General features: G+C 59.9%; 12 protein-coding genes. 1 reads left to right on the top strand and 11 read right to left on the bottom strand.

What is annotated here, in order from left to right:
• Positions 1-2: 2 nt before the first annotated feature.
• The 4 genes from H4V98_RS05220 to H4V98_RS05205 all read right to left on the bottom strand — a co-directional run bounded on the left by H4V98_RS05220 (position 3) and on the right by H4V98_RS05205 (position 1,683).
• Positions 3-215: a hypothetical protein gene (locus H4V98_RS05220; protein WP_196863980.1), complete on the bottom strand. Its 213-nt coding sequence runs from the start codon at positions 213-215 to the stop codon at positions 3-5.
• Positions 216-270: 55 nt separating this feature from the next.
• A complete protein-coding gene (locus tag H4V98_RS05215; RefSeq protein ID WP_196864048.1) occupies positions 271-423 on the bottom strand; it encodes a hypothetical protein in 153 nt (50 codons plus the stop codon).
• Between the two features lie 133 nt (positions 424-556).
• Positions 557-766: a hypothetical protein gene (locus tag H4V98_RS05210; protein WP_231374786.1), complete on the bottom strand. Its 210-nt coding sequence runs from the start codon at positions 764-766 to the stop codon at positions 557-559.
• On the bottom strand, positions 763-1,683 hold the full coding sequence (locus H4V98_RS05205) for a hypothetical protein (protein WP_280757842.1): 921 nt from the start codon (positions 1,681-1,683) through the stop codon (positions 763-765). The genes H4V98_RS05210 and H4V98_RS05205 overlap by 4 nt, the downstream gene beginning before the upstream one ends.
• Positions 1,684-1,809: 126 nt before the next feature.
• Between H4V98_RS05205 and H4V98_RS05200 the strand changes: the two genes are divergently transcribed.
• Complete coding sequence (locus H4V98_RS05200; protein WP_196863981.1) at positions 1,810-2,082, top strand: hypothetical protein; 273 nt, start codon at positions 1,810-1,812, stop codon at positions 2,080-2,082.
• A gap of 363 nt (positions 2,083-2,445) precedes the next feature.
• Here H4V98_RS05200 and H4V98_RS05195 read toward each other — a convergent pair whose 3' ends face one another.
• The 7 genes from H4V98_RS05195 to H4V98_RS05165 all read right to left on the bottom strand — a co-directional run bounded on the left by H4V98_RS05195 (position 2,446) and on the right by H4V98_RS05165 (position 11,634).
• Entirely contained in the window at positions 2,446-2,823 is a 378-nt protein-coding gene (locus H4V98_RS05195) for a hypothetical protein (RefSeq protein ID WP_196863982.1), read from the bottom strand.
• A 186-nt stretch (positions 2,824-3,009) separates the two neighbouring features.
• Positions 3,010-4,764: an MFS transporter gene (locus H4V98_RS05190; protein ID WP_196864045.1), complete on the bottom strand. Its 1,755-nt coding sequence runs from the start codon at positions 4,762-4,764 to the stop codon at positions 3,010-3,012.
• 471 nt (positions 4,765-5,235) lie between these two features.
• Entirely contained in the window at positions 5,236-6,669 is a 1,434-nt protein-coding gene (locus tag H4V98_RS05185) for a bifunctional serine/threonine-protein kinase/universal stress protein (RefSeq protein ID WP_196863983.1), read from the bottom strand.
• Between the two features lies 1 nt (position 6,670).
• Positions 6,671-7,411, bottom strand: coding sequence for a metallophosphoesterase family protein (locus H4V98_RS05180; protein ID WP_196863984.1), 741 nt, complete (start codon positions 7,409-7,411; stop codon positions 6,671-6,673).
• A 610-nt stretch (positions 7,412-8,021) separates the two neighbouring features.
• Complete coding sequence (locus tag H4V98_RS05175; protein WP_196863985.1) at positions 8,022-8,771, bottom strand: YbaK/EbsC family protein; 750 nt, start codon at positions 8,769-8,771, stop codon at positions 8,022-8,024.
• Complete coding sequence (locus tag H4V98_RS05170) at positions 8,771-9,682, bottom strand: hydroxymethylglutaryl-CoA lyase (protein WP_196863986.1); 912 nt, start codon at positions 9,680-9,682, stop codon at positions 8,771-8,773. The genes H4V98_RS05175 and H4V98_RS05170 overlap by 1 nt, the downstream gene beginning before the upstream one ends.
• Before the next feature lie 119 nt (positions 9,683-9,801).
• Entirely contained in the window at positions 9,802-11,634 is a 1,833-nt protein-coding gene (locus H4V98_RS05165) for a putative nucleotidyltransferase substrate binding domain-containing protein (RefSeq protein ID WP_196863987.1), read from the bottom strand.
• Between the last annotated feature and the right edge of the window lie 26 nt (positions 11,635-11,660).

Raw genomic sequence — 11,660 nt, 5'->3', positions numbered from 1 at the left:
ACCTAATCGTCCGCCTGCGTCTGGCCGGGCCGCTCCATCTGCCAGGCCAGCACGGCAATCAGCAACGCCCAGAGAATGAACAGCGCCGCCGGGAACAATGGAACGCCCAACAGCGTGGCGTCCCGGTCCCACAAGCCCAGCAAGGGAAAGTTAAACAACAGCCAGCCACTGGCGAAAAGCGCCAGCAACCGCTGTGCTCGCAGTCCTTTGAACACCAGCGCCTCCTTGCCGCGACAACCGGGTTGATGCCGCTCAGCTCTTGGTGCTGGGCTAGGCAATGCTGGCATGGGCATGCTTGAGCGTGACTTCGGAAAGATCACGCCTGACCAGAATGCGCCAGGCCCGGCGCAGCCAGAAAAACCCCATCGGGAACAGCGCCAGGAAAAGAATCCACGTCAAGGCCACGCTGAAATTAAAAACCATGCAGCACTCCCTGAAACCGGCGCGGCACCCTGCAGCACGACGTCGATTGAATTGAAAAAAAGGCCCTGCCAGTGCCAGTGGCAGGGCCTCCATTGTCACGCCCTACCCGCCTGAACGGGCAAAGGGATTTGCATCAAATCATGGCGTACCAGACTCGATGGCTGCCCGTGACCAGTTTGGAGCCGCGCGGAACAGGCACGGCTTCAACCATCGCCTGGATATGCGCTGGCGGTTCTCTGGTGAATTTTCCAACCAGGAAAACCATCCCGAAATTCACCATGGCGCCGACCGCACCGAAGGCTTCCGGCCTGATGCCGAATAAGCTGCTTGCGCCGCCGATCATCGGATGGAACCCGGTTCCGTTGATGAAGAAAGTACCTTGTGCGCCACCAGATAGAACAACGTGACGAACAAGCCCGACAGCATGACGGCAATGGCGCCTTGCTTGTTCATCTTCTTGCTGAAGATACCCATCATGAGGATCAGCAAGCCCGCAGCCGTTGACAGTGCTGCGGCCAGGCCACCCGCTGCCACCAGCGCGATCACCCAGTTGGGCAGCAACGCAATTTCAGGATTGGCCAACACAATGATGTCGGGGTTGACCGTCAATTCGTTGCCTTTCCAGCCGGCTGCTTCTGCCTGGCCCGTGGCAACTTCGTTTTTGCTGGTGTCGTTGTAGTACTGGATGCAGCCGTCGCCGTTTTTGTCTTCAAACTTGAGCAACCCGGTTTTTTTCCAGCGCTTCATCCAGTCGGGGCGGTCCCCGTTCAGGATGCTGGATTGAGGGGCATACAGGTCTTTGCCGGTTGCCACGGCAGTGTTCACCGTCGCAGGCAGGTTCGGTTTGGCCATGGCCGCTACGGCGGGTGCCGTGGTGTAGAGGATGGCGATGAAAACCAGTGCCCAGCCCGCAGAACTGCCGGCATCCTTGACCGACGTAACGGTGAAGAATCTCATAATGACGTGCGGCAAGCCAGCGGTCCCGATCATCAGCGACAGCGTGTACATGAACATGTTCAGCGTGCTGCCGGCTGTGGTGATGGTGGTGTATTGGCTAAAGCCCAAATCGGTGACGACCAGGTCCAGCTTGGCCTGTAGCGACATGTCGGTGCCGGAAAAACCACGACCCAAGCCCAGATGTGGAATCGCGTTGCCCGTCAGCTGCAGCGAGATAAAGACCGCTGGCACGGTGTAGGCAATGATCAGCACGAAGTACCGGGCCAACTGGGTGTGGGTGATGCCTTTCATGCCGCCGAACACGGCGAACAAAAAACAATTCTTATACCTACGTAGATGCCCACCTCGTTGCTCGTGTCCAGGAGGCGGGAGAACGCCTAAACTCTCTCTACTTTAATCTTTGATACATGAGGCAAAGGAGACCCTGCCGTGACCGATCTTGTACTTTCGCAACTGACCGACCCGTTTCGCATCGGTCTGATCATCGCCCTTGTGGTCACGATGATCAGAACCTCCGCTGTGACCGGGCGCGCCCTGCCTTTAGCCCTGGGGGTGGTTTTCGTGGCCGTGATCCTGCCCAGCACCATGCCAGGCGGCGCTGCAATCCTCAGCGATGCCATTCTTGCAGGGCTGATCTCGAACCTGATCATATTGGGACTGGCCCTTCCCATTGCGGCGCTGGTCGCACGACTGCGCCGCTGACCTCCTCTGTTTGATCCCAGATCAAAGGCACCCATCGTGCGTGCGTGGAGGTGGTTGGTTGGCATGATGCGCAGCCATGGGTGTAACCGTCGGCAAGCCTGGCCAGACACAAAGGGCGATAAGGCTTTGGTGTCCAACAGTGGCGCATATCGTTATTGCGCCCGAAGCGTGCCGCTTCTGGAAACATCAGCCGGACAGGTTCGCCTCGCGATTCTTTGTAAAGGCCGTGGTGCGTGCCAAGACGCTTCCCCTCACTCTTCCTGGGCCAAAGTATCAGTTTGTGGATGGCACTTGTCCGGGGCCAACTTCCGCCAATCAAGGCGCTGCAGCAGCGTGTAAACAGGCGAGCGTCACAGCGCATCATCAAGGCGATGCTTGATTTGGCCAACCACAATGGCGCCTTCCTCGCGGACTTGCGCCAGAAACGGATTGAGTGCAGCAGCCTCTTTTTTCCGCGTGAAGTTTTGTCTGCGCCGCCCCCACGCGCTGGAATGGGGCTGCCGCGCACGGCCTTTCCGTGAAGGAATTGGTGCGCTGCTTACTTGCCCAACCGTTGAACAGTCCGATTGCTTTAGCTGTCTGCTCCAAGCTCAATGCAAATCGCAATGAAAATATCTCCGCCTGCACGTAGCGCAACGGTTCGGCAGTTACAGCATTGGAGATGGCTTGTATCGAAATATGAACAACATCTTCCATCGTGCAATTCTGGCCATGACGAAAGCCGAAATTGATACGTTTCAATGAAGTGGATCTGTTGAGTTGCGGACGCGGGCATCTCGCTTGCCCTTTCCTGCTTCCTGCAAATCGGGCGCAGCATGCTGCGCCCGATTTGCAGGAAACAGACCAGCCTGGCCCCTTGGGGGCTGATGGCCGTATCGCAAAGAAGGCCGGGCCAGGGACCCGAAGGCCCCGGTCCGGCAGTTGGATTTACTTACCGCTGTCGCCGGCGAAGATATCCTTCTTGTGGGTGCCACCCGGCACGAACAGCGTGCCGATCACCACCGTCATGACCGCAATCACGATCGCGTACCACAAGCCCGAGTAGATGTTGCCGGTCTGGGCAGAGATCGCAAAAGCGGTCGCTGGCATCAGTCCGCCAAACCAGCCATTACCGATGTGATACGGCAACGACAGGCCGGAGTAACGGATGCGGGTCGGGAACATTTCGACCAACATCGCCGCAATCGGGCCGTAGACCATCGTTACCAGCAGGACCAGGTAGGTCAAGATAAGAATGATCGTCAACTTCTGTGCCGTGAAAATGTCGACAAAATTCTGCGCCTTGGCGATGGTCGTGTTGTCGGCTGGCACCAGCGGGTAACCCGCCTTCTTCAGCGCGGCGTTCAGACTGCCGTCAAAGGTTGTCTTCGCCTTTTTCAGATCGTCGCCGGTCAGTTTGCCTGCGTCATAGGACTGGATCTCCGTTTCCCCAACCTTCACCATGGCCAAGGTGCCCGATGCGGCCCCTTCAATGGTTTCGTAATTGACCGAAGTCCGCGCGAGCTGTGCCTTGGCGATGTCGCAAGACGATGTGAACTTCACCGTTCCGGTCGGGTTGAACTGGAACGAGCAGTCTTCTGCCGCTACCTTTACCGATACCGGGGTCTGGTGTGCGGCATAGATGGCTGGATTGGCCGTCTTGGTCAAAAAGCCGAACACCGGCAGGAAGGTGGCGGCGGCCAGCAGGCAGCCCGCCAGGATGATCGGCTTACGGCCGATACGGTCAGACAACGATCCAAAGAACAGGAAGCCCCCGGTACCCAGGATCAGCGACCAGGCCACCATGACGTTGGCGGTGAAGCTGTCGATCTTGATCACGTTTTGCATGAAAAACAACGCGTAGAACTGACCGGTGTACCAGACCACGGCCTGACCGGCGACCAGGCCAAACAAAGCGATGACCGCAATCTTGCCATTTTTCCAGTTGCCGAACGCTTCACTTAACGGTGCTTTGGAGGTGCGACCCTCTTCCTTCATCTTCTTGAAGGCGGGGCTCTCATTCATCTGCAGGCGGATATAGAGCGAGACCATCAGCAGGAAGATCGAGCCGATGAAGGGGACACGCCAACCCCAGGCGTTGAACGCCTTGACCATGGTCGGTGCGCCGTCGGCCATCAATACCGCGACGCCGTCTTTCATCAGAGGTACATCGGGGTAGTTGCCGTTGACGTAGCCTTGCACCGACAGAATCACGACCAGCGACAGCAGCAGGCCCAACGTTGCCGTGGTCTGAATGAAGGCCGTGAAGTAGCCGCGCTGGTTGGCCGGCGCGTGTTCGGCCACATAGATGGCTGCGCCACCGTACTCGCCGCCCAGGGCCAGACCTTGCGCCATCCGCAAGACGATCAGGATGATGGGCGCGGCCGTGCCGATGCTTTCGTAGTTTGGCAGCACGCCGACCAGGAAGGTCGATACGCCCATGATGACGATGGTCATCAGGAAGGTGTATTTACGGCCGATCATGTCGCCCAGCATCCCGAATACCAGCGCGCCGAACGGGCGCACGATGAAGCCTGCAGCAAAGGCAAGCAGCGCAAACACGTTGCGTGTATTTTCGGGGAAAGCTGTGAAAAACTGCGCTCCGATGATCGCTGCCAGTGCACCGTAAAGGTAGAAGTCGTACCACTCGAAAATAGTACCCGCCGAAGAGGCCATGATGACCTTCTTCTCTTCGCGGGTCATTGGACGGGATCGCTCCCGCACATTCGTCACCGTGTCAGCTATCGCCATTTTTTGCTCCATGTGTGTCCGGCAATTTGGCCGGACGGTTATTTTCAGAAGTTAGCCTCTGGATCGCTTCGCTCGCTACGGGCGCAGGGCCCGGAGGCGATGTGATGTCACAGGCTTCCCACTACTTGCTGCTCTGCCCTTTTCTGCCCAAACCCGAACATCGACTGCCCTGGATGCCAGCCAGTCGATCCAGTGCAACACACACTATTTATTGTTGCTTTTTGCTCTGCTGGCGCGACTGTGTAGGAGGTTTCTTACGCCAAAATTGCAGACTTGGAGCCATCACGTCAATAGCAGGGTAAGCCCCTAATAAATAACGGACTGTCCGAGGCGAAGTTTTCAAAAGTGACGCATTTGACCGGGAAATGCCTGTACGGAAATGGGCTGGCAAGGCTGGGTGTTGCGGCAACATCCGGCCAAATTTCACACTCGCGCCATACCTTCGCGCCGTTCGGGCACCCGGATCACCGTCACCGAACAATGCGCCTCGGCCACCACCTGCGTCGAAATAGATCCCAGGTAGCGGCGCGCCGTCGAATGGCCGCCCGCGCCCAGCAGGATATGGCTGACGTGGTTCGCCGTGGCATAGTCAATGATCACCGGCCCCGGATCAGGCCCCGCCAGCACGGCAAAGGTCAACCGGTCCTCCGGCAGATCAATCCCTGCGGCCCAGGCCCTCAGCGCCACAAGCCGCACCACATGCAGGTTATTGCCCGCCTCGTCCGTGGCCTGATCTATGCCGATACGGGCGGTCTTCAGGACGTTGACACAAGCAATCCGTGCATCCGGCTGGGTCAACAGCATGCGCTGGACCGAGTCGCGAAGGATTTCAGCCAGCCGCTCGCCCTCGGGGGAAAAATCCACCGCCACGCAAATGATCGGCACCGAAGCGAGATGAAGCGCCACTGAAACTGGCGTCGTGAACCGCTGTATCTTGCGCATCACGCGCCAGCGGTGGAAAACAGTCAGCCGGCTGTCTGGTAGGGTCTTCATCCCCCGTGGTGTCAGCTTGACCTGCAGCGGATACGCCAGATCGAACGCCATCTGCGCGGCTGTTTGGTAACGGTGCATCGGGTCCACCTCCAACGCGCGCAGGATGATCTCCTGCAGCCACTCTGGAACCTCGGGTCGCAGGGCACGCGGCGGCACCGGGTCGCGCCACAGGCGTTTGCGCACCCCTTTCAACTTTTCAGGCATGCCGAATGGCAACTTTCCAGTGGCCAGCTCATAGACCATCGCGCCCAGAGCAAATAAATCCGACCTAAGGTCATCACGGCAACGCAGATACTGCTCGGGCGCGATGTAAGGGAAGGTTCCCATCGGGATGGAAAATTCCTCAGCCAGGAGGTCCGGCAATTGATCATGGCGACTGAGGCCAAAGTCAATCAGCACCGTTTCACCGCCCGACGCCTGAGAAACCGGTCGTTGCATTAAATTTTCTGGTTTCAGGTCCAGATGGATCACATGCTGGCGGTGCAGTTCGGCCACTGCCTGCACCATTTGAGCAGCAATTTCCATCACGTCAGACAGCGGCAGGGGCGCATGCTTGAACACGCCAAGCAACGACCCCCCTTCGATCTTTTCGGCCACGATATAAGGCATCGCCGAAAAATCGCCCACGCCCACCACCCGGGGCACATGGGGCCCGGACAGACGCGGCATGATCATCTGCTCCACCTCGAAGCCCACGATGGCGGGGCCGTCATAGCCGTCCATGATGATCGGGACCTTCATCACCATGGAGGTGGGATGGTCGGGGTGCGTCACCTCCCAGATCGTGGCGAAGGCGCCTTGATGCAGTTTTTCGCCCAGGCGAAAACCATCGATCGCCATTCCAGGATGCGGCAGTACCGGCATCTCATTTACCTTTCATCAAGCGACGCGCCAGTTCTTCGGGCAGTCCGGCCACCCGCATTTTCTGAACCGTTTTCGCCGTGTCATACGGCGTTCGGCGAAAGGTCAGCTCATTGGTTCCAGTGTCCAGCAGCGCATAACCTGCCTGCGCCGTCCCGTCGCGCGGCTGGCCCACCGCACCCACCACCGCCAGCCAGCGGCGCGAGCGAACCAGAGGAATCGGCGTGGCCATACGGAACGAATGCACCCGCACCACGCCGCCCACGTTGCTACTGGCCAGCAGGGGCACATGCACATGCCCGCACAGGATGATTCGCGCTTCGCAAGACCGGAACGATCCCCGGGCCATGCTGGCCGATGTCACATAGATCCACGCCCCCGGATCATTGGCCGAGGCGTGAACAAAAAGCACATCCCCTGTCGTTGCCATCAAGGGCAAGCCTGCCAGAAACGTCCGGTGCGCGTCGGTCAGCTGGGCCTTGGTCCAGACCATCGCCCGTCTGGCATTGGCGCTCAACGATTCGACCCCACCTGCGGCCGCGCTGTCATGGTTGCCCCGGATGCAGACGGCCCCTGCCGCCACCAGACCGGCGGTCTTGTCAACGCACCATTCGGGGTCAGGGCCGTAACCCACCACATCGCCCAGAAGCACGATCCGGTCCACCCCGCGCGCGGCTGCATCGGCCAGAACAGCCTCAAACGCCTCCCGGTTGGCGTGGATATCGGTCAGAACGGCAAACCTCATCGGAACTCCTCCCAAGACGCAGCGCGGATCTTCCTGCAAACGCCCCAACCCTGCCATGTGGCGGATCAAGCTGGCACATAGTCAAAAATATCTCAACAATCATCACAACACCACGCCCTTTTAACGCCTTAATTCCGCTGGGGAGTGGCGCCTGCAGGAGTCAAAATCGGTGCTGACTGACGTGGTCTCGGTGCTCCACCGTGAGCACTCAGCGTCAGGTATGGAGTATGCAGCGTGTCCATGGGGAATTCCAAAATGGGGTCGCCCTCAAACGTGTCCAGGCCCAAGGACACCACCAGCGCCGGCAGCCCAAAGTCGGCCACACCCTGCAAGGCGGCGTGCCAGACTTTAAAACCCGTACTGCGCAGCAAGATGACGGATGACGGCCAGACCGATTCCCTGCACGCTGGCCATGAGCTGCTACGCCGACCTGGAGGTGTTGACCATCGACGAGTATGGGGGTTAGCGATGGGACCTCAAGGGAAAACACCCAGACACACTTCTCACAGCAAAAAGCGCTTTGCCTGTGTGTCCCTGGCCCATCAACAGCGCGTGCCGCCCCCCATGGCCACCCTGTCAAAGGCCGGCCATGGGAAGGGGGGCGGCGACATCAAGCCTGCAAGGCCTGCATGCGCTGCGCAATGAGGCGCCAAGCGGCGCGCTTGCCGTCGTCATTGGCGCTGCTCCAGCCGGCGATTTCGTTGCGCGTGCGAAAGCAGCCTTCACACAGGTCCGTCCGGGCGTTCATGCGGCAAATTGAAATGCAGGGCGAGGGGATATCGGCAGCCGTGTCCACGGTACGCAAGCGCAAGGTGACCAGGGAGATGGCGCGCGCCAGCGCCTGTTGCTGCTCGTCGGTGTCCACCGCCAGATCCACCACGGGCGCATCGGTCAAGCGCTGAAGCGCCTGCGGCGAGAGCCTGAACACCGCATGCGGATGGCCAGCCGCCGCCCAGAGTTCGTCAAAACGGAACAACGACTGGTCGATCAGCACCAGCACCGGTGTGGCGTGAGCCAGCGGTGCCACGCCGCCAATCGAAAAGCCGGTACTTGCCTTCACAAATGCCGCATCGGCCCGGCCCAGCCGCTTGCCATCGCAGACCAGGGCTTCGACTTTTTTCTCGTCCACACGCTGGTCGCCGGAGGTCACCACCAGCACGGCGGCATCGTCCTGCTTGCGGCGAAACACAATGCTTTTGGCAATCTGGCCAACCGACACACCCAGCGCATCGGCCGCCTGTTGCGCGGTTCGGGCAGCGTCGTTCAGCATGACAGGGGCGTGCGCATGTCCGCTGGCCAGAAGCACTGCAGCCACGCGTTGAACGCCTTCGGGCAAGGTCAGGATTTCGGCGCCGCACATCACAAAGCCGCCCGCATGTTCAATAAGGCCGTACCGGCACGCGAGCCGGATTTCCGGCCGAGAAAATCGCTGATGAACTGGCCGGCGTCGATTAGCTTGTCCAGGTCGATGCCGGTGGCTATGCCCAGGCCATGCAGCAAATAGACCACGTCTTCGCTGGCCACGTTGCCGGTCGCGCCCTTGGCATAAGGGCAGCCGCCCAGACCCGCCACCGACGTGTCGAACTGCCACACGCCCATTTCCAGGCTCGCCAGGGTGTTGGCCAGGGCCTGGCCATAGGTGTCGTGGAAATGCCCGGATATGTCGTCGATGTCGAAGTGGCGCAGGGTTGCTTCGAGTGCGCGCTGCACCTTGAGAGGCGTGCCTACGCCAATGGTGTCGGCGACGCCAACATGCTGCACACCAATGCCCTTCATCAGGCGCGCCAGCATTTCCACCCGCTCTGGCGCTATCTCGCCCTCGTACGGGCAGCCCACGGTGCACGACATCGCGCCCCGCACATGGATGCCGCGGGCTCGTGCGGCCTCCACCACCGGTCGGAAACGCTCGATGCTGTCGGCAATCGAGCAGTTGATGTTGCGCTGGCTGAACGCCTCGCTGGCGGCGCCAAACACCACAATCTCGTCGGGGTGCGAGTCCAGCGACGCTTCGAAGCCCTGGAGGTTGGGCGTCAGCACCGAATAGCACACGCCCGGCTGGCGCTGGATGCCGGCCATCACCTCGGCGTTGTCGGCCATCTGGGGCACCCATTTGGGCGACACGAAGCTGGTGACTTCAATGTTTTTCAAACCCGCCTCCTGCAGGCGGTGAACCAGTTCGATCTTGATGGCGGCGGGCACCGGCTGCTTTTCATTTTGCAAGCCGTCGCGCGGGCCGACATCGACGAGTTTGACGTGGGCAGGGAGTTTCATGGACAGAGGATTCCTTCTGGGCTCAAGTATCTCAAAAACCGGGGCCGCGATTAACGCCACCGGCGTATTCGGGACAGACGGCAGGGTCAGCAAAGCGTTTTCATGACCATCAAACCGGCTCAGCCAGGAAGCTGGTAGCGCAATTGCAGGTGTTGCCTGAAGCGCTTGATGATGATTAACGAGTCTTTCAGCAAGTCACGGTCCAGCGTGCCAAGGCTGGAAAAATGCGACAGGTTGTCAAGCGGTTGCTCCAGCTGTTTTTGCCGAAGATTGCTTTTAAGCTTCATGCTCATCAGGAAATGCAGTGCGTCAATCAGGTCGCGGGCCAGATCGGACGGAATATGCTTTCGGCTCACCAGCACCTGCAGCCGGGCCGTCGTGCCCACCTCGTCAAGCCGATGCTCCAGCGCCAGGGAACGTACGCCATGCACGATGGGAAACGTGCCAAGCTTCTTGAGATCGAACACCTGCTCTTCCCGCCCGCGCAGCGTGGCAAGGCGCACCCACCAACCGGGAGGTTCGCTGAACTGGTCAATAGCAGCTGCAAAACGGGCAAAAAATGCATCGCTGCCTGCCATGATGCGATGCGCGTAATCCCGGGCCTGCCGGAGCAGCGACGCGTCACCAGCAACGGCCCGGGCATCCATGAAGATCGCCAGATTCATCGGCCCGTCCGCATCGGTGCCATAAAGCCATTCCAAAAGACTGTTTTGAAAACCGGCCAGCGGCTGGCACCACAGCGGATTGGTCACCATGATGTTGCCCGGACACAGCGGGTAGCCAAACTCCGTCAACGCCTGGTTGAAACGCTGCACGCTCTGCTGAAGTTCGGCGCACACAAAGCCGTCGCGCAGCAGCAGGGCATTGTCCTGGTCTGTCTTGAGGATCTGCTCGCCACGCCCTTCGCTGCCCATCACGATCAGGCAGCTGTTGGCGACCAGCTCGGCCGGTGCGACAAACGACCACAGGCGGGCAAAAATCTGCTGATTTAGCTCGCTCACCAGGCTGGAAATCAATTCAACCCGGGCACCTCCGCTGTGAAGCAACGCAATCAGGCCATCCATTTGCAAGGCTGCCGTGCGGAGTTCCGAACTACAAGCGGCCTGCTCCACCTGCAGTGCAATCAGGTGTGAATGGTTGGATACAAAGCTCATCAGGTCAAGCTGGCTCAACACGCCCAAAATAGCATCGCCTTCGCGCACCAGCACGCGATGCACACGGTGACGAATCATCGCCAGCAGCGCTTCCGACAGCTCGGCGCCGGCCTGAACCGAGACCAGCGAGAACTGCGTGACCTCGCGAACCGCCAGTTCATGCGGCCGCACGGGCCGAAGCAAGGCATCGCGCAAATCGGTGGTGGTGAACATGCCGATGCGCTCCACGCCGTCCTGCGTGTCACGCACCAGCGCATTGCCCAGCCCCTGCGCCGACAGCAGGCGGCAGACCGACACCAAATCGAGGGCGCCATCGACAAAAAATGGCTTGCGGATGTAGGCATCGCGCACACGCACCATCATGAGTGACAGCAATTCACGGCTATTTCGATTTTCTGATGCAGCCGAAAGCCGCTTCGACAGGTCGGCAAACACCAGCGCGCTGAACAGCGCGTTGCCTGAAATCAGCGCACGCGCCGTGGCACCGGGCAGTTGCCAGGCCTGCACGTCGTCCAGCGCCTGCAGCACGCCGCTGGCGCGGCCAGCCATCACCGCGCGAAAGGCAAAAAAATCAGGTGGCGTGTAGACCGCGACGACCTCTCCCGCTTCCATCTGCTGCACATGGCCCTTGAACAGCACGTACACATGGGCCGGTTCCATGTCAGGGGTCAAAATCACCGTATCTTTCGCAAAAGACACCCGGCGCAAGCTTCCCCGCACCAGCGCCTGCTGCTCCGGGTTCAGGCAGTCAAAAGGCGGCGCATCAAAAGAAAAGGGGTCTGAAAAATGATCCGGCACGGCGGGTTTCCCATGAAAAAAGGACT

This window comes from Polaromonas sp. CG_23.6, from assembly GCF_029892315.1.
Classification (GTDB): Bacteria; Pseudomonadota; Gammaproteobacteria; order Burkholderiales; family Burkholderiaceae_C; genus Polaromonas.
This window is presented reverse-complemented; position numbering and strand designations above follow the sequence as displayed.

Excerpts from the sequence above, each read along its gene's own strand:
- H4V98_RS05215 (WP_196864048.1), bottom strand. The coding sequence starts at position 423 with ATGGTTTTTAATTTCAGCGTGGCCTTGACGTGGATTCTTTTCCTGGCG.
- H4V98_RS05210 (WP_231374786.1), bottom strand. The coding sequence starts at position 766 with ATGATCGGCGGCGCAAGCAGCTTATTCGGCATCAGGCCGGAAGCCTTC.
- H4V98_RS05190 (WP_196864045.1), bottom strand. The coding sequence starts at position 4,764 with ATGACCCGCGAAGAGAAGAAGGTCATCATGGCCTCTTCGGCGGGTACT.
- H4V98_RS05185 (WP_196863983.1), bottom strand. The coding sequence starts at position 6,669 with ATGCCGGTACTGCCGCATCCTGGAATGGCGATCGATGGTTTTCGCCTG.
- H4V98_RS05180 (WP_196863984.1), bottom strand. The coding sequence starts at position 7,411 with ATGAGGTTTGCCGTTCTGACCGATATCCACGCCAACCGGGAGGCGTTT.
- H4V98_RS05175 (WP_196863985.1), bottom strand. The coding sequence starts at position 8,771 with ATGTGCGGCGCCGAAATCCTGACCTTGCCCGAAGGCGTTCAACGCGTG.
- H4V98_RS05170 (WP_196863986.1), bottom strand. The coding sequence starts at position 9,682 with ATGAAACTCCCTGCCCACGTCAAACTCGTCGATGTCGGCCCGCGCGAC.